The sequence below is a fragment of the Tessaracoccus zhenghani genome, from assembly GCF_054552775.1.
This window is the reverse complement of sequence record NZ_CM137275.1, coordinates 3,083,971-3,100,902: the sequence shown is the minus strand read 5'-3', so window position 1 is coordinate 3,100,902 and position 16,932 is coordinate 3,083,971. Positions and strand designations below refer to the sequence as shown.

Genomic DNA, 16,932 nt, shown 5'->3' with positions numbered 1-16,932 from the left:
GCCCCTACAGTGGAATCCACAGTCAGGGAGGGGTCTCGAGATGGCACGTGCACTGATCGTCGTCGACTGCCAGGTCGACTTCTGCGAGGGCGGCGCGCTGGGCGTCGAGGGCGGCAACGCGACGGCGGAGGGGATTGCGGAACTCCTGGCGTCGCGACACGGCTACGACTACGTCGTGGCTACCCGCGACCACCACATCGACCCGGGGACCCACTTCTCCCCGACGCCGGACTTCGTCGACTCCTGGCCCCCGCACTGCGTCGTGGGGACGGCGGGACAGCAGCTCCACGAGGCGCTGCGTACCTACCCCTTCGACGCCGTCTTCGACAAGGGTTCGTACCGCGCCGCGTACTCCGGCTTCGAGGGCACGATCGGCGCGCACGACGACGGCGTCGGGCTCGCGCAGTGGCTCGGCGAGCAGGGCGTCACCAGGGTGGACGTGGTGGGCATAGCCACGGATTACTGCGTGCGCGCCACGTCCCTCGACGCCGCACGGGAGGGTTTCGACACCACGGTGCTCAGCCGGCTCACGGCCGCGGTGCACCCGGCGAACGTCCCGGCGGTTGCGGAAGAGGCGGCCGGGGAACGCATCACCTGGGTCTGAACGGTTCGACGGGGTGCCCGGCCTCTGACCATGCGCTGAACCCGCCGTCGAGATGGGTCACGTCCGTGCGGCCCATCTCGTGCAGGGCCGCCGCGGCCAGCGCTGAGCGCCAGGCCGAGCCGCAGTAGAGGACCAGCCTGCGCCCGTCGTCGAGCGATTTCCGGTAGTAGGGCGACGCCGGGTCAACCCAGAATTCGAGCATCCCGCGCGGCGCCCGGTAGGCACCGGGGATGACGCCGAGCTTCTCCAGTTCGCCCTGCTCGCGGATGTCGACGAACAGCACCGAGGTGTCGTCGAGCAGGGGGAGGGCGTCGTCGATCGCCACGGGTGGCACGACGCTGTTGGCTTCGGCCACGAGGTCCTGCGCCGTGCGGCGCAGCGGTTGCCCGGGGGCCCGCGTCATCCGTGCAGGTACTTGACGAGGTGTTCCTGCTCCGTCTGCAGTTGGTCGATCCTGCTCTTGACGATGTCGCCGATGGAGACGATCGCGGCGAGGTGCCCGTCGACCATGACCGGCAGGTGCCGCGCGCGGAACCTGGTCATGTCCGTGGCCACGGCGGCCAGTTCGTCGTCCATGCCGCAGGTGTGCACGTCGGAATCCATGACGTCGGAGATGGGCCTGTCGAGAAGGTCCGGACCGAATCTACGGAGGCCCTGCACGATGTCGCGCTCGCCGACGATGCCGGTGACCGTGTCGTCGTCGTCCGTGATGACCACGGCGCCGATGCGATGTTCGGCCAGGAGGTCGACGAGGTGCCGCACGTCCTGGTCAGCACGCGCGGTGATGACCGAGCTGCCTTTGTTGTGAATGACTTCATTGATCCGCATGCCCCAAACTAACGCGTCCGTGGGGGCGTGCGCAGCACTTCGCCGGTGTTACTCGCAGACTTCCCCGGTGTCCGACGGCTTTGCGTCGCCGTTGCCATTCCCATTGCCACTCCCGTTGCCGTTCCCGTTGCCGTTCCCGTTGCCCAGGGTCTGGATCATGTCGAACGCCGGGAGCGACGCCGGCGGCACATTGACCACCTTCGCGGGCACACCGGCGACGGTGGTGTGGGGCTCGACGTCCTTCAGCACCACTGAACCGGCACCGATCTTGGCGCACTCCCCCACCCGGATGTTGCCCAGCACCTTCGCGCCGGCGCCGATCATCACGCCGCGGCCGATCTTGGGGTGGCGGTCGCCACCCTCCTTGCCGGAGCCGCCCAGGGTCACCTCGTGCAGCATGGAGAAGTCGTCCTCCACGACGGCGGTCTCGCCGATGACGACCGACGTGGCGTGGTCGAACATGATCGATTTGCCGATCCGGGCGCCGGGGTGGATGTCGACGGCGAACGCCTCGGAGATGCGGCTCTGGAGGTACAGCGCCAGGGGCTTGCGGTCATGGGTCCAGTAGAAGTGGGCCACGCGGTAGGCCTGGATGGACTGGAAGCCCTTGAAGTACAGCAGCGGGTTGGCGTAGCCGGGGCAGGCCGGGTCCCGCGTCACGACGGCCTGCAGGTCTGCCCGGATGGCCTCCTGGATGCACTCCTGCTCGTGCAGCACGTCGTGGAAGATGTCGCGCAGGCCCAGCGCGGGCAGCGTGGGGCTGTCGAGCTTGCTGGCCAGGATGTAGGCCAGCGACTCCTCGACGTCCGGCTGGCTGAGGATGGTGGCGTGCAGGAACCCGGCCAGCAGCGGCTCGTTGTCCGCGGCCTCGCGGCATTCGCGCTTGATCGCGTCCCAGATCTGGTCATCGGGCACGAGGCGGGCGGGATCCATGACGGCCTCCTGAAGTCGGGTCGTCCCACAGGTTACCCGCAGCGCAGGCTCCGCTGAGCGTTGTTCGCCGTGGGCAATGGCTACAGGAGGCCGCGGTCGAAGGCGACCCGCACCGCCGCGGCGCGGTCCCCCACCCCGAGTTTGCCGAACACCCGCGAGAGGTGGGTCTTCAACGTCGCCTCACTGATGAACAGCCGCGCTGCCGCCTCCCTGTTCGTGCCCCCTGCCGCGACCTCCCGCAACACCTCCAGTTCGCGCTCCGTCAACGACGTCCCGCCGCCCCTGCCGCTGAGCACGCTCAGGGCACGCGGCGTCAGCACCGGATGGCCGGTAGCGAGCTGGCGCACGGCGTCGACGAGGTCGTCGCGCGGGGTGTCCTTGAGAAGGTACCCGTCGGCGCCGGCCTCCAACGCATGCCGGATGTCCTGGTCCGTGTCGTAGGTGGTCAGCACGAGGATGCGCGGCCGGCTGGGGTGCCTGGCGCGCAGGGCGGTGATCGCGGGGACGCCGTCGCCGGCGGGCATCCTGAGGTCCATCAGCACGACGTCGGGATCGAGCTGCGCCACCAGCGCCACCGCTTCGTGACCGCCACCGGCCTGGCCGACCACCTCGATGTCGGCCGCGTGCTCGAGGATCGCCACGATGCCGTCGCGGACGATGGGATGGTCATCGGCGATCACGACGCGGATCATCGCCACCTCCCAGGGAGGGTCGCCGTCACGATGGTGCCCCGCCCGGGCGCCGAATCGACGGTGAGCTCACCGTCGGCCTCCGTGGCCCGGCCCCGCATGCCCGGCAACCCGACGCCGGAGCGCGTCGACGAGGGCTCGAAGCCGGCGCCGTCGTCGGCGATGGTGACCCGCACGTGGTCGTCCTCGTAGCCCAGCTCGATCTGCACGTTGCCGGCGTGGGCATGCTTCCGGGCGTTGGAGAGCGCCTCCTGCGTGATGCGCAGCAGCGCCGGGTCATTGGCGCTGGGGCGGGCGTCACCGTCGACGATCAGCCTGGCCTCGCCGCCCTCGGCCTGGCGCCAGGCCATCAGGAGGTCGCCCAGGGCGGAGGGCAGATCGGCCTCGTCGAGGCGCGGCGACGACAGCGCCCGCACAGCGCGGCGAGCCTCGGCCAAGGCCTTGCGTGCCGTCTCGTCGACCAGTTCGAGCCTCCGTTCCCGCTCGCCCCCGTCGTCGGTGCTGGAGAACGCCGCGAGCTGCGCGATGATCGCCACCAGGTCCTGGGCGACGGTGTCGTGGATCTCTCGGGCCAACCTGGCGCGTTCCTGCGCCACGCCGGTGTCGCGGGCCTGGTGCACCAGTTCGGCCTGCAGTGCGGCGTTGGCCTCCTGCGACCGCACCAGCTCGTCGTTGGTGCGCTGCAGTTCGTCGGCGCGCTGCCGGCGGGCCTTGTCGGCGCACCCCATCGTGACGGCGATGGTGAGGTTCACCGTCAGGAACAGGGCCAGGAACAAGGGGGTGAACAGCGCCGACGGCGGCCCGCCCGTCTGGGAGACGGCGCAGACGACGGCCGTGGCCACCACCCCGGCGGTCGCCTCCCTGCCGCGGAGATGGCGCTGGGAATCCTCGTAGCCGTAGAAGGCGTACAGGCCGAACAGCGGGTTGAGCAGCACCAGCGGCACCACGACTGCGGCGTTGCCCCAGAAGGCGAACCGGGACCGCGCGGAGCGTGGCGTCTGGCTCGCCAGCAGCCAGCGGGCGGCGGCGGCCACCAGCGTCAGCGCCACGAACCAGGGCACCGTCTCCGGCCGGAAGAGCCCCGGCGCGAGGTTGACCAGCACGAGCGCCCCGGCCAGCGAGAAGCCGAGCAGGATCAGCGGGGCCACCGGCCAGTCGCGCTTGAGCATGCCTCTATCCTCCACCACCCCCTCCTCTCGTCTGCGTCACTCCCAGCGGAAAGTCTTCAGCGCCACCGCGATGCCGATCACGGCCCACACCAGGCAGACGATCACGCTGGTCGCCGGGGAGGCGACCCAGCCGGTGGCGGGGCTTGTCGAGACGCCGAACATGGCGTCGGTCATCAACTGCGTGGCGGCACCGCCAGGCATCAGGTTCGAGACGGTGGTCAGCCAGTCCGGGAACAGGGCGCGGGGGAACCACATGCCGGCGGCGAACCACTGGGTGGCGGCGACGGCGGTGCCGATGCCGCTGGCCGCCTTGGGGCTGGGGATCAGCGCGCAGAGCACCGTGCCGAGGGCGAGGAACGCCGCCGTCGACAGGACCACCGCCAGCGCGTAGCGCACCGGTTGGACGGCGCCGCCGACCCCGAAGAACAGCGGCGTCACGGCGATGATCAGGGCGGCGCCCAGGCTGAGCACCACCATCACGGCGAGGAACGCCTTGAGCAGGTTCCCCACTGTGGCGGGCGTCGTGCGCAGCCTGCGCAGGAAGCCGAGCTCGCGGTAGTCGCCCAGCACCTGCGGGAGCAGGACGAGGCCGGTCATGGAGATCACGAACATGGTCAGGGTGGGCGTGTAGGCCTGGCTGACGCTCAACCCGCCGAAGGCCTCGTTCGGCTGACGGGCGGCGGGAATGGCGGCGATCACGATGGCCGCCAGGATGGGCAGGGCCATCCAGACGACGACACCGGGGGTGCGGGCGAACATGCGCACCTCGTTGCGGAACAGGGCGACGGTGGCGTTCATGCGGCTGGTTCCTTCCAGGTCAGTTCGAGGTAGGCCTCTTCGAGGGAGCGGTGGCCCTCGGCGAGCACCGACGGAGGGGCGTCGGCGACGACCACGCCGTCGTCGATCACGAGTACGCGGTCGCAGAGGTAGCTGGCCTCCTCCATGGAGTGCGTGACCAGGATGATGGTCACGCCGGTGTCGCGCAGGGCGGTGAGATAGCGCCAGATCTCCCGGCGGGCCGACGGGTCGAGACCGGTGGTCAGTTCGTCGAGGATCGCGATGCGGGGGCGGCCGATGAGGGCCAGCGCCACCGAGAGCCGCTGCTGCTGGCCGCCGGAGAGCTGCTCGAAGCGCTTGTTGGCGTGGTCTGCGAGGCCGAAGCGGCGCAGGAGTTCGTCAGAGGGCACCGGGTCCGCGTAGAACGAGCCGAAGAGGTCGAGGGCCTCGCGCGCCCTGATCTTGGGCGGCAACTGGCACTGCTGGAGTTGCATGCCGACGAGGCTGCGGAATCCCCGGGGGTCGTCCGCGGGGTCCATGCCGTCGACTGAGATGGACCCGCCGTCGCGGCTGCGGAGGCCGCCGATGCATTCGACGGTGGTGGTCTTGCCGGCGCCGTTGGGGCCGAGGATGCCCAGGATCTCACCCTCGTCCACGCTGAGGTTGATGCCGTTCAATACGCGGTGAGGGCCGTAACTCTTGGTCAATTCGGAGACATGGATCAGTGCCATGTCTCCATCATTCCGCGGCCGGAGCCCCGGCGGATCAGCCAGGAGGATCGACGCGGGGTCATCCGATCGGATGATTCGCTGCCGCCCGGGAGTCAGTCTTCGGAGCTCGGGCCGTAGCGGCTGTCGCGCTCCTCGTCCAGGGACTCCTTGAACTCGGTTTCGACGTCGAGTTCCACCCCGTCGAGCGCGGCCATGTGGTCCATGTCGGGATCCGGGATGTCCTCGCCGTCCATGAATCCGATCACGTCTAGGTGCCAGGACAGGTCGCGTCGCTCGTCGCCCTTGATGGGCTCGGTGTCGACGTCCGGGACACCGTCGAGGTTCATGTCCGCCCGGCGCGCCATCCGGGCGTCCCGCGACAGCGCGATGGCGCCCGCGATGGCCGAGACCGCGGTGCCCAGCAGCACGCCGATCTTGGCGCCGGCGGTGTGGGTGCCGTCGGCGAACGAGAGATCCGCGATCAGCAGCGACACCGTGAAGCCCATGCCGCAGACCAGGCCGATGGGCAGGAGGTCCCTCAGCCCGATGGCGTCCGGGAGGCGCAGCGGGGTCAGCTTCGTCACCAGGGTGGTGGTGAGCAGGACGCCGGTGATCTTGCCGATGAACAGGCCCGCGACGATGGCCAGCACCACCGGCTGCAGGAGGATGTCGCCGATGCCCTCGCCTGTGATGAACGTCACGCCGGCCGCGAAGAAGGCGAAGATCGGCAGCACGAGGCCGGCGGAGTACGGCTGGAGCGCGTTGTTGATCGTGTGCGTGCGCGCCTCCTCCTCGCCGTGGATGGGGCGGGCCGGCACGCAGAAGCCGAGGATGACCCCGGCGATGGTGGCGTGCACGCCGGAGGAGTGCATGAACCACCAGGCGGCCAGGCCCAGCAGCACCAGCACCCAGCGCGGCCAGCGCCGGGTGCGCACCACGAACCAGAAGGCGACGGCGGTGGCGGCGGTGCCCAGCAGCATCAGGATGTTGAGGTCGCTGGTGTAGAACACGGCGATCACGATGATGGCCAGCAGGTCGTCCACCACCGCCAACGTCATCAGGAACATGCGCAGCGCGCGCGGCAGGCCCCGTCCGAAGACGGCCAGCACCGCGAGCGCGAAGGCGATGTCGGTGGCGGTGGGGATGGCCCAACCGTGCGCGGCGCTGGAGTCCCCGGTCAGGAGGATGACCAGCAAGAAGATGATGGCGGGCATCGCCATGCCGCCCACCGCCGCGAGGACGGGGACGGCCGCTTCCTTGAGGTTGCGGAGAGAGCCCACCACGAGGTCGTGCTTGAGTTCGACGCCGACGAGGAAGAAGAAGAGGGCGAGCAGCCCGTCAGAGGCCCAGGCCGCGAGGGGCAGGTCGAGGTGCCAGGCTTCGGGGCCGACGCGGTACTGCGACAACGCGTGATAGGCATCGGCCCACGGGGTGTTGGCCCAGATGAGCGAAACCATCGCCGCGGCGAGGAGCAGCGCTCCGCCGGTGGTCTCCCGGGTCACCCAGAGGCGGAGCCTCTCGGCCGTGGAGGGCCGTTCCATCACGTCGGTCGTCATTGATTCTCCAGTCCGTGGCGCTGGGTGATGTGCGCCAAATTACGCTTCTCACCCCGGCGGCCCTCCGGGTTGCCAATTGTTGCAGGGCACTGCAACGGTGAGAATCTACCGTCCACGCCAGATGGGGCGACGGGTGCCCCCGACGACGGAACACCCGGCGCGCCAACGCACACCGGGTGTTCTGGTTGTCGAGCTGAGGCTCGGCTGAGCCTCAGGCTGCGAGCAGCTCCTCAGCGCCGCTGAAGGTGATGAAGGCCCCGGCAAAGCCCTCGATGATCGCGCGGAGGTTCTCCGACTGGATGGTGCCGTCCTCGCGCAGGTCGCCGTCGCGGAACTGGACGAACGCCTCGGGCTGGCCCATGACCTGCATGTCGAGGTGGGCGAGCACGTTGCGCAGGTGCTGCTGAGCCATGGCGGTACCGGCGCCGCCGGGCGAGGTGCCGATGACGGCGGCGGGCTTGCCGCCCCACACCGAGGTGCCCCAGGGACGGCCGCCCCATTCGAGGGCGTTCTTCAGCGCGGCCGGCACGGTGCGGGAGTACTCGGGGGTGACGAAGATCACAGCGTCGACGTCGGCGACGGCGGCCTTGAAGTCGAGGGCGACCTGGGGGTAGTCGACATCCGCGTCACGGTTGTACAACGGCAGGTCCGCGATGTTGACCTCGACGTATTCGACACCGGCCGGCAGCACGGTGCCGATCGCCTTGGCGAGGGAGCGGTTGATGGAGGTCGACGAGAGAGAGCCGACGATGTAGCCGATGCGCATGGAAAACCTTTCGAAGTTCATTGCTAGTTGAAAGATTAACCACTTGGCGGAGGTATGCCAAATCGGCTCAGTGGACGCGCGGTTTTCAGACCTCGTCGAAGGCGTCGGGTTCCTCCGCGTACTTCGCCTCGAGCGCCTCCTGGAGCGCGGCGTCGTCGGGGATGAGGGCGTAGTAGTCGTCGTCCGCGCTCTGTTCCAGGTCCTCGAGGGCTTCCACGTCGCCGACGACCTCGGCGGACTCGGCCTCGATGCGCTTGATGAGTTCAGCCACCTGGTCCAGCCCCAGCCAGCGGTAGCCCTCCTTGGCTTCAGAGAGTTCCTCGGGGTCGATCGTCTCCACGGCGTGGAGGGCGCCCCCGTTCATCACCAGGCCGTGGAAGACCAGGGCTGCGGCGAGCGCGATGTCGCCGTCCCCCTCTCCCCCGCCGTCGAGTGCGCGGTTCCAGATTCCGTCCAGGTTGCTCATGCGCGGAATTCTAGGCGGTTGCTCCGTGGTGTCCAGTTCCGCAGTCGGCCACGAAGAGTGGCCCGGGTGCTGACTACGCTTGATTCATGACGGCGATCGAGTTGACCGAGCACGACCTCCCCACCAGGGAGGAGCTCGTGACGCTCTACGACAGCGTCGGCTGGAGTGTGTACACCACAGATCCCGAACGCCTGTACGACGCGGTGAGCCGCTCGCTGCGGGTCGTGTGTGCCCGCGAGGACGGCCACCTCGTCGGCCTTGCTCGCGTCGTCGGCGACGGCTTGACCATCGTCTACCTGCAGGACATCCTCGTCGATCCCGCGCACCAGCGCAGGGGCATCGGCCGGCACCTGTTCGAGCGCGTCCTGGAACCGTTCAGCGACGTGCGCCGGCAGGTGCTCATCACCGACGACGAGCCGGGGCAACGGAACTTCTACGAGTCGCTCGGCCTCACTGAGATCGCCGAAATGGCGCACCCGATCAAGGCCTTCGTCCGCTTCGCGTGAGTCATGAGCACCTTCCCCGGGCGTGCCGTGCACCCCGGGACGGAGCCAGTCAAACCCTTCTGCCGGCCCTGGATCGGTGTTAGTTTGAGCGCATCGCCGGCCCGCAGGCGGGCGTCGACGCCCCCGGAAGGAACGCTCATGGCCAGCATCTCCATCATCGGTCCGGGCGGCGTGGGCCGAGGATCGCGTCTTGGAGCCGGGTGACGCCACAAGATGAAGTTACTGATCCTCGGAGGCACCGGATTCCTCGGCCGCGCCGTCGTGGCGGAAGCGCTACTGAAGGGCTGCGACGTGACCTGCCTGGCCCGCGGCAACGGACCGGTGCCCCGCGGGGCCGAACTGGTGCGTGCGGATCGGAACGACGACGACGCGCTGTCGGTCGTGTCCCCCACAGGCTGGGACGCCGTGATCGATCTGGCGAGCGACCCGGGGCACGCCCGCCGGGCAGCCCGCGACCTGGACGCCCGCCGCTGGGTGTTCGTCTCGACGGGCAGCGTCTACACGCGGTTCGACTCGCCCGAGCAGGACGAGGCGGCGGAGGTCCACGCGCCCCTCGAGGCGGACCGGATGACAGAGATGACGCAGTACGGGCCGGCGAAGGTCACCTGCGAGGAGGCCTACCGACGACGCTCGCCCAACCACACCATCATCAGGGCCGGCCTGATCGGCGGCGAGGGCGACGTGTCCGGCCGCTCGGGCTACTACCCGTGGCGCTTCGCCCACCCCACCGGCCCAGACGTGCTCGTGCCGGATCCCACTTTCCCGACGGCACTCATCGACGTGCGCGACCTTGCCGACTGGATCGTGCACTGCGCCGCCCACCCGGTGAACGGCACGTTCAACGCCGCAGGGGTGTGCACGACCCTGGCTGAGGTGTACGAACTGTCCCGCGACATCTCAGGCAGCCCCGCGGTCCCGCGGGTGGTGGACGACGCCACCCTCGTCGAAGCCGGCATCGCACCGTGGGCCGGTCCCCGATCGCTCCCGCTCTGGGTGGACGACCCGGCCTGGCGCTACGCCGCGACGCTCGACAGCGAGAGAGCCCGCGGACACGGCCTGCGCACGCGTCCCCTCCGCGACACGCTCGCGGCCGCCCTCGCTTATGAGGACATCCGCACCGAGCCCCGACGCGCCGGGTTGACCGACGCGGAGGAGCTCACGCTACGCGCGTTCGTCGAGGCGACGACTCACGGCTCCACCCACCGAGACGGGGAAGGAACGAAGACATGAGTGGCCGTCTGCCGGACAAGCCCCTCCACACCCCCGTGAACCTCCAGGACTGGCAGGACACGACGTTCCTGCACTGGGCCTACCCGCCGGATCTGGTGCAGCGGCTCCTGCCCCCAGGGCTCCGCGTCCAACAGTGGGGCGGCGTCACCTGGATTGGCATCATCCCGTTCCGGATGGCCAACGTGCGCGGCCCCGGCATGCCCGTGGTTCCCGGATGGAAGGCCTTCGCCGAACTCAACGTCCGCGCCTACGTGACCGCGCCCGACGGCAGCGAGGGCATCTGGTTCCTCGGGATGCTGGTGGCACGGTCCTCGTTCGCGTTGGCGCTGCGGACGATCGGCCTGCCCTACTGGGTGTCGAACTCGGAGGTGCGGACGGCGTGGCCCCGGATCGACTACCGCTTCGGCGCCCCGGGCCTCCTCGGCCCGCGGGTCAAGGACTGGTTCACCGCCGCCGTCGAGGTCGGTGCACCACTGACCGAGAAGGAGCGCACCCCACTGGTGGACACGCTCACGGGGCGGTTCACCGCGTTCCACCGCCGCGGCATCATGTGGCAGACGCCCGTGGAGCACCAGCCGTGGCCGCTGCACCGCGCCACCGTCGACGGCGAGCTCACCGCGCCACTGCGCTGGGTGGGGCTGCCGGAACCGGACAGCGCGCCCATGATCCAGTCGTCGCCCGGGGTCAACGTGAAGCTGGCGAGCCTGCGGCCCGCTCCCATGCTTCGACTCCCCCATGCACCACCCGGAAGAGCCTATGCACCGTCGGCTGCACGTCAGTGAGGCTGCGGTGCACCTCCGGGCTGCGGGCGGCGAGCTTCGCCAGTAGGTGCTGCCATTCGAACGCCACCTGGCCGTCTGTGACGTCGATCACGTCCGCCGTGCGGGGCACGTCGAGGATCCGCGTGCGGTCAAAGGTGTAGCCGCGCTCAGTGGCGGCGTCGGCGATGCCGTCGAGAAAGGCCGCCATCGCCGACAACGGTTCGGCGGTGGACCGGAACCGCACGAGTTGTGGATGGTGCACGTAGCCCTTCGTGCCGCCGGCCAGCACCTTCTGCGCGAGGAGCGCCTCCCGCCACGCGGCGGTGAGGCCCTGCCTGTCGAGCAGCGAGGGGGTGAGGGACCAGAGTCGCATCGCCGGGCGTCAGTTTCGCATCGCGAGGAACGCTGCGGTCGCCAGGACGGCGAGGGCTGCGGCCACCCCCGCGACGTTCCGCAGGGTGTGGTCCGCCGGGGCCTCCACCATAGCGGCGCGCACGGCGTCGTCGAAGTCGGTGAGGCCACCGTCGGGTGCCGGCACGTGGCGGTCGATGTCGTTCTCCCGGCAGAAGACCTCATGGACGAGACTGCCGATCAGGGGTTTGGCCACCCCCACATCGAGGGGGGTCACCAGCCCGATCCACAGGCTGGCGAGGTGCGGGGTCAGGACCGGCAGCGTCACGATGAGTCGCTGCCGGAGGCCCGTCACCGCGGAGAACCGCTGCAGCATGTCGGCGTAGGTGAGTACCTCGGGGCCGCCGACGTCGAAGGTCCGGTTCACGTCGTCGGGCAGGTCGGCGGCGCCCACGAGGTAGTGGAGGACGTCGTCGATGGCGATCGGCTGGATGCGGTTGTTCAGCCACTTCGGCGCCACCATCACCGGGAGACGTTCCGCGAGATAGCGGAGCATGTCGAAGGACACCGACCCGTTGCCGACGACGACGGCGGCCTGGATGACGGCCGTGGGCACTCCGGACGCCAGGAGGATGTCGCCCACCTCCACGCGGGACGCGAGGTGCGGTGACAGTTCACCGTCGGGGTGGAGACCGCTGAGGTAGACGATGCGGCGCACGCCCGCCCGGGCCGCCGCGTCGCCGAACGTCTGGGCCAGGGCCCGGTCGCGCGCCGCGAAGTCGTCGGCCTGACCCATCGAGTGGATGAGGTAGTAGGCCGTCTGCACTCCCTCGAACGCGGTGGCGAGGTCGTCGGGAGAGTCCGCGTTGCCTTCGGCGATCTCCACGCGTTGTCCCCACGTCTGCCGTTCGATGCCTTCCTTGTGGCGGGTGAGCACACGTACCCGCCACCCCTCGTCGAGGAGGCGTTGGGTGAGGAGGCCGCCGATGTAGCCGGTGGCGCCGGTCACGAGCGCGGTGCGGTCTGCGGGTGGGGACGCTTCGGTGGTCATGTCGGGTTATCTCGAGATCTGTAGAACGGTGGGGAGCAGCAGGAGCATGCCGGTGGACCAGGTGATGTGCGTGATGATGGGCGCGAGCACGCCGCCGGTGACGCGGCGTTGCAGCGCGGTCACGAACCCGAGCACCGCGGCCGCCAGCACGAGCAACGGCACGCCGGAGCAGATGGTGGTCAGGGTGTAGAGCACGGTTGTGCCCGCGACGGCATGGCGCGGGGCGAAGGCCGAGAAGAGGGCGCCGCGGAAGTACAACTCCTCCACGACCCCGTTGAGCAGTGTGAGGGCGAGCACGATGGGCAGCGACCCGTAGCGGGCGTGGTCGAGGAGGTCGTCCACGGGCTCCCGCAGTAGGGGGATGCCCGCCACGACCGCTGCGCCGGCGAGGAAGAGGACCACGAGCAGCGCCCCGAGCGCGAAGGGTTGGATGACGGGAGTGGTCACGCCCCCCGCACGGGTACGGGCCGAGCCGAGCCGCAGCGGCCCCGCCACCAGGGCCCCCACCCCCCAGACTGCCGCGAGCCCGAGCGCCGCCGGGTAGAAAAGGTAGTCGCCGGCCTCAATGCGCAGAGTTGCCGCCAACGCGATGGTGCCGACGGCGTAGCCGAGCCCTGCGACGATGCGGCGGCGCCGCAGCACGCGGGGTTCTTCGGGGACGTGGGCCGTGACCGGCTCCGCCAGGGAGGCGCGCAGGAAGTCGCGCAGTTCGGTGATGACTGCTGCTTGCCACATGAGCGCCAGTCTGCCATGCACCCCGGCGCGCGACAGCACGTCGGGCGGGCCGGCATCGGCGGCTGCGGTCAATCCTCGACGGCAGCCGGCAGCGTGAGCGTGAACGTCGACCCTTGTCCAGGCCCAGCACTGGTCGCGGTCAGCGACCCGCCGTGCGCCAGGGCCAGGCTCCGGGCGATGGTGAGCCCGATGCCGGAGCCGGCCGCATCGCGGCTCCGGGCCGTGTCCGTCCGGTAGAAACGGTCGAACACCTTGGCCAACTGGTCGGGCGTGAGCCCGTCTCCGGTGTCGGTGACCCGGATCTGGACATTGCCGGGGAGCGCGGCCGTCGAGATGGTGACGTGCCCGCCGGCTGCGGTGTGCCGCAGTGCGTTGCCCAGCAGGTTGGCGAGGATCTGTCCCACCCGCTGCGCATCGGCCAGGACGACGGCGGTCGTGTCGTCAGCGGTCAGGGCGACTCCCTTCTCCTCGAACCTGTGCGCCAGTGAAACGACGGCGGCGGCCACCAGGTCCCGGACCGCCTGGGGCTGCGTCTCGAGGGTGAAGCGACCCTCCTCGGCACGGGACACATCGTCGAGATCGGCTGCGATCTGCCGCAGGCGCGACGCCTGCAGCGCGAGGAGGTCCTGGCTCGCGCCGTCCCACGGGACCACGCCGTCGGTGAGCGCCTCCAACTCGGCCGTCAGCGTCGCCAACGGCGTCCGGAGTTCGTGGGCGACATCGGACAGGAGCCGTCGTCGGCTGCTTTCGACGGAGTCCAGGCGTCCGGCCATCGCGTTGAAGGCCTCAGCCACGGCGTCGAACTCGCGGCTGGAGCCGCCGATGGGGACCCGGGCGTGGTAGTCCCCCACCTCCAGGCGTTCGCTGGCCGCGGTGAGTTCGTCCAAGGGGCGCCGCAGCCTGCGGGTCTCCAGCCAGGCCAGGCCGGTCGCCACGCCCAGCGCAACCAGGAACCCTGCTCCCAGGGACGCCAGCCCTGCTTCCATGAACGCCTGCTCGACGTGCCTCATCTCGGGGGATCCCTCGGTGTGTCCGAGCTGGAGGAGGTGTCCGTGGAAGAGGGGCGGCCCGACGACCCCGGCCACGAGTGCCGCGGCGAGGAGCCCCGCTGTGACCACCATCGCCTGGGTGAGGAAGGCACGGGTTCCCCACCGCAGACGCCCGAGCACCGCGGCCCGGCTCATCCCTGCCCCATCCGGTAGCCGACGCCGCGGATGGTGAGGAGGTAGCGGGGCTCGCCCGGTGGATCAGCGAGCTTCTTGCGCAGGTTCGCCATGTGGACGTCGACCACATGCTCATCGCCCACCCACGAGGGGCCCCACACCTCATCGATGATCTGCCTGCGACTCATGGCCAGGTGGGGTCGCGCCGACAGTGCATCGAGGATGTCGAATTCTGTGCGGGTCAGGGGCACCTCCTCACCCGCCACCGACGCCTCCCGGCCGTCACTGTCGATTCGGAGCGCACCGAAGGTCCGGGTCTCGGATGCTTCCGCCGTCGGCGCCGGGGCACGACGCGGTCTGCGGAGCACGGCGTTGACCCTGGCCACCACTTCGCGGGGGCTGAACGGCTTGGTGACGTAGTCGTCGGCACCCACCGAGAGACCGATCAACTTGTCCACCTCGTCGGTGCGGGCCGTGAGAATCAGGATGTAGCAGTCAGAGAAGGTACGTACCTCGCGGCACACCTCGATGCCGTCCAGCCCGGGCAGCCCGAGGTCGAGGATGATGACGTCCGGGTCCAGCGCCCGCGCCCTCGACACCGCCTCAGGCCCGGTGTGGGCGAGAAACGTCGCGAAGCCGGCACGGTCGAGGTAGGACGCGACGATGCCGGCGAGCGCACGTTCGTCGTCCACGATCAGGATCTGCGGGGTTCCCGGGTTCGTCATGCAGCCATTATCCGGGTCATGATCCTCCCGCCACGTGACTGAGCGCACCCACCGGTTTCCTTGATCGGACCTTGACCTCTCCTGAGTCGATTCCTGACCTCGTGAGGCGACTCTGGAGGGGTGAGAGAGACAGCACTGACCGCAGCGCCGCGAGCCGGCACCGAACCGGCCGAGGTGATCCTGGTCACGGCGCCCGCCTGCCACTTCTGCGACGACGCCCACGCGCGGCTCCGGGACCTGCAGGATGTGGGCCTCGTGCGCCTGAGGTCGGTGGCCGCCGATTCCGACGAAGGTGCCGCGCTCATCGCCGCGCACAGGCCGGCGATGTTCCCGCTCACGCTGGTCGAGGGGCGGCGGTTCCACGACGGGCGGATCCCGCGCGGCAAACTGGCGCGCCTCGTCAGTGAACTAGAGGCCCGCTGATGGGCGCCGATCTCCTGGGTGCCGGGGGCATCCTTGCCGCGTTCCTCGCCGGGGGTGTGGCTCTGTTCGCTCCCTGCTGCATCGTCTTCCTCGCCCCCAGTTACCTCGCCGCGGCGGCGAAGAACCGACGGTGGCGTCTACTCCCCCTCACGTTCGTGTTCGCGGCGGGCCTGGCCGCCGTGTTGGTGCCCATCACGATGGGCGTCAGCATCATCGCCGGCGCCATCGCGAAATACCACGTGGTGCTCTACTGGGCGGGCGGCCTCCTGATGATCGGGCTGGGCGCGCTGGCCCTGTCAGGTGCCATGTGGTCGATGCCCTCGTTCCTACGGGCGCCGGACACCGAACGCGGCGACACCGGCACCTTCTTCAGCCTCGGCGTCTTCTCCGGCATCGCCTCGAGTTGTTGCGCCCCGGTTCTCGCCGGCGTCATGACGCTGTCGGCCCTCTCCGGCTCGGCTGCCGGAGGGCTCCTGCTGGGCGCCGCCTACGTGTTCGGCATGGTCATCCCCCTCTTCGTCATGGCGTTGCTGTGGGACAAGCGACCGGAGGGCATGCGTCGCCTCAGGGCACGGCCTGTGAAGCTGTCGCTCGGTCGGCTCAGCTACTCCACGAACACGGTGAATCTGCTCGTGGCGACCGGTTTCGTCATCATGGGCATCCTGGTCATCGGCCAGGCCGGCGCGGACGACATGACCGGCGGAGATGCACCACTTCTCGGGTTCGGCGCCTGGCTGAGCGACAGCTTCGCATGGCTGGTCGCAATCACCGCACCCGTTCCGGAGGCGATCCTCGGCCTCGGCCTGCTCGCGCTCGTGTCCCTCTTCGTGGTCGCCACGCTGCGCGACCGCACCCGGCGCCGCGACACCGTCGCGGCGGCCCATGACTGCTGCCCGGCCGAACCGGCCACGTCTTCGAAGGAGCTTCGATGAAGGACCCCAGGCTCGTCTGGATCAGGGCGCTCGGCGCGCTGACGACCGTCGTCATCCTCGCCGTCACCGGCTACGGCCTGTGGACCGCCGTCCCGGAATCCGGCGACACGGAGCACCGGGCGCCGGACTTCACCCTCACCACCACAACGGGCGAGAGCGTCACGCTCAGCGAGCTGCGCCCCAGCCCCGTGATCCTGTACTTCAACGAGGGGGCGGGCTGCGGGTCCTGCACGATGCAGATGGCGGAGATCGAAAAGCATGCGGGCTTCGCCGAGGCCGGCATCAAGGTGCTGCCCATCGTGATGAACACGGCTGAGCAGATCCAGGCCGACATGGACCAGTTCGGCGTGACAACGCCGTTCCTCCTGGATGACGGGAAGGTGTCGAAGGCCTACGACGTCCTCGACAAGGGCATGCATCCGGGCCTGCCCGGCCACGGCTTCGTGCTCATCGACGGCGACGGGGTCCAGCGGTGGTACGGAAACTACCCGTCGATGTGGCTCGCTCCCCAGGACCTGCTCGACGAGGCCCTCGGACGGCTCAAGAGCTGAGCCGTC

At 69.7% G+C, this 16,932-nt stretch carries 22 protein-coding genes; 7 read left to right on the top strand and 15 right to left on the bottom strand.

Translation table 11 applies throughout. The features are described from left to right. Positions 1–40: 40 nt before the first annotated feature. On the top strand, positions 41–604 hold the full coding sequence (locus ACX1DX_RS14595; RefSeq protein ID WP_459397166.1) for an isochorismatase family protein: 564 nt from the start codon (positions 41–43) through the stop codon (positions 602–604). Here ACX1DX_RS14595 and ACX1DX_RS14590 read toward each other — a convergent pair. From ACX1DX_RS14590 to ACX1DX_RS14545, 10 genes are all read right to left on the bottom strand, one after another. After that, positions 591–1,007, bottom strand: coding sequence for a rhodanese-like domain-containing protein (locus ACX1DX_RS14590; protein WP_459397165.1), 417 nt, complete (start codon positions 1,005–1,007; stop codon positions 591–593). The genes ACX1DX_RS14595 and ACX1DX_RS14590 overlap by 14 nt on opposite strands. Next, the gene (locus ACX1DX_RS14585) at positions 1,004–1,432 is read right to left on the bottom strand and encodes a CBS domain-containing protein (RefSeq protein WP_076059765.1); all 429 of its coding nucleotides are present in this window, start codon (positions 1,430–1,432) and stop codon (positions 1,004–1,006) included. Before ACX1DX_RS14585 ends, ACX1DX_RS14590 begins: the two co-directional genes overlap by 4 nt. A 48-nt stretch (positions 1,433–1,480) precedes the next feature. Beyond that, positions 1,481–2,365: a serine O-acetyltransferase gene (cysE, locus tag ACX1DX_RS14580; RefSeq protein ID WP_459397164.1), complete on the bottom strand. Its 885-nt coding sequence runs from the start codon at positions 2,363–2,365 to the stop codon at positions 1,481–1,483. Positions 2,366–2,445: 80 nt separating this feature from the next. Next, entirely contained in the window at positions 2,446–3,057 is a 612-nt protein-coding gene (locus ACX1DX_RS14575) for a response regulator (protein ID WP_459397163.1), read from the bottom strand. Beyond that, positions 3,054–4,223 carry a sensor histidine kinase gene (locus tag ACX1DX_RS14570; protein ID WP_459397162.1) on the bottom strand — a complete coding sequence of 390 codons (1,170 nt, stop codon included), beginning with the start codon at positions 4,221–4,223 and terminating at the stop codon, positions 3,054–3,056. The genes ACX1DX_RS14575 and ACX1DX_RS14570 overlap by 4 nt, the downstream gene beginning before the upstream one ends. A 36-nt stretch (positions 4,224–4,259) precedes the next feature. Beyond that, complete coding sequence (locus ACX1DX_RS14565; protein ID WP_459397161.1) at positions 4,260–5,021, bottom strand: ABC transporter permease; 762 nt, start codon at positions 5,019–5,021, stop codon at positions 4,260–4,262. Beyond that, positions 5,018–5,731, bottom strand: coding sequence for an ABC transporter ATP-binding protein (locus ACX1DX_RS14560; protein WP_459397160.1), 714 nt, complete (start codon positions 5,729–5,731; stop codon positions 5,018–5,020). The genes ACX1DX_RS14565 and ACX1DX_RS14560 overlap by 4 nt, the downstream gene beginning before the upstream one ends. Positions 5,732–5,823: 92 nt before the next feature. Then, positions 5,824–7,266, bottom strand: a complete 1,443-nt coding sequence (gene nhaA, locus ACX1DX_RS14555; RefSeq protein ID WP_459397159.1) for a Na+/H+ antiporter NhaA — start codon at positions 7,264–7,266, stop codon at positions 5,824–5,826. A gap of 211 nt (positions 7,267–7,477) precedes the next feature. Continuing rightward, positions 7,478–8,032, bottom strand: coding sequence for an NADPH-dependent FMN reductase (locus ACX1DX_RS14550; RefSeq protein ID WP_459397158.1), 555 nt, complete (start codon positions 8,030–8,032; stop codon positions 7,478–7,480). 85 nt (positions 8,033–8,117) lie between these two features. Beyond that, positions 8,118–8,498, bottom strand: a complete 381-nt coding sequence (locus tag ACX1DX_RS14545; RefSeq protein WP_459397157.1) for a DMP19 family protein — start codon at positions 8,496–8,498, stop codon at positions 8,118–8,120. Between the two features lie 86 nt (positions 8,499–8,584). Between ACX1DX_RS14545 and ACX1DX_RS14540 the strand changes: the two genes are divergently transcribed. From ACX1DX_RS14540 to ACX1DX_RS14530, 3 genes are all read left to right on the top strand, one after another. Continuing rightward, entirely contained in the window at positions 8,585–9,004 is a 420-nt protein-coding gene (locus tag ACX1DX_RS14540; protein ID WP_459397156.1) for a GNAT family N-acetyltransferase, read from the top strand. 213 nt (positions 9,005–9,217) lie between these two features. Beyond that, positions 9,218–10,234 (top strand): NAD-dependent epimerase/dehydratase family protein, encoded by a 1,017-nt coding sequence (locus ACX1DX_RS14535; RefSeq protein WP_459397155.1) that lies wholly within the window; start codon positions 9,218–9,220, stop codon positions 10,232–10,234. Further along, entirely contained in the window at positions 10,231–11,016 is a 786-nt protein-coding gene (locus ACX1DX_RS14530; RefSeq protein WP_459397154.1) for a YqjF family protein, read from the top strand. The genes ACX1DX_RS14535 and ACX1DX_RS14530 overlap by 4 nt, the downstream gene beginning before the upstream one ends. Here ACX1DX_RS14530 and ACX1DX_RS14525 read toward each other — a convergent pair. From ACX1DX_RS14525 to ACX1DX_RS14505, 5 genes are all read right to left on the bottom strand, one after another. Next, a complete protein-coding gene (locus ACX1DX_RS14525) occupies positions 10,919–11,368 on the bottom strand; it encodes a pyrimidine dimer DNA glycosylase/endonuclease V (RefSeq protein ID WP_459397153.1) in 450 nt (149 codons plus the stop codon). The two genes, ACX1DX_RS14530 and ACX1DX_RS14525, sit on opposite strands and share 98 nt — an antisense overlap. 9 nt (positions 11,369–11,377) lie before the next feature. After that, positions 11,378–12,397 (bottom strand): NmrA family NAD(P)-binding protein, encoded by a 1,020-nt coding sequence (locus ACX1DX_RS14520; RefSeq protein ID WP_459397152.1) that lies wholly within the window; start codon positions 12,395–12,397, stop codon positions 11,378–11,380. 6 nt (positions 12,398–12,403) lie between these two features. After that, positions 12,404–13,132, bottom strand: coding sequence for a CPBP family intramembrane glutamic endopeptidase (locus tag ACX1DX_RS14515; protein ID WP_459397151.1), 729 nt, complete (start codon positions 13,130–13,132; stop codon positions 12,404–12,406). A 68-nt stretch (positions 13,133–13,200) separates the two neighbouring features. After that, positions 13,201–14,316: a sensor histidine kinase gene (locus tag ACX1DX_RS14510; RefSeq protein ID WP_459397150.1), complete on the bottom strand. Its 1,116-nt coding sequence runs from the start codon at positions 14,314–14,316 to the stop codon at positions 13,201–13,203. Further along, positions 14,313–15,020, bottom strand: a complete 708-nt coding sequence (locus ACX1DX_RS14505; RefSeq protein WP_459397149.1) for a response regulator transcription factor — start codon at positions 15,018–15,020, stop codon at positions 14,313–14,315. The genes ACX1DX_RS14510 and ACX1DX_RS14505 overlap by 4 nt, the downstream gene beginning before the upstream one ends. A gap of 120 nt (positions 15,021–15,140) precedes the next feature. On the opposite strand from ACX1DX_RS14505, the gene ACX1DX_RS14500 reads away from it, so the two are divergent. From ACX1DX_RS14500 to ACX1DX_RS14490, 3 genes are read left to right on the top strand one after another with little or no spacing between them, the layout of a single operon-like run. Continuing rightward, complete coding sequence (locus tag ACX1DX_RS14500) at positions 15,141–15,443, top strand: glutaredoxin (protein ID WP_459397148.1); 303 nt, start codon at positions 15,141–15,143, stop codon at positions 15,441–15,443. Then, entirely contained in the window at positions 15,443–16,375 is a 933-nt protein-coding gene (locus tag ACX1DX_RS14495) for a cytochrome c biogenesis CcdA family protein (protein ID WP_459397147.1), read from the top strand. Before ACX1DX_RS14500 ends, ACX1DX_RS14495 begins: the two co-directional genes overlap by 1 nt. Beyond that, a complete protein-coding gene (locus tag ACX1DX_RS14490) occupies positions 16,372–16,926 on the top strand; it encodes a peroxiredoxin family protein (protein ID WP_459397146.1) in 555 nt (184 codons plus the stop codon). The genes ACX1DX_RS14495 and ACX1DX_RS14490 overlap by 4 nt, the downstream gene beginning before the upstream one ends. Positions 16,927–16,932: the final 6 nt, after the last annotated feature.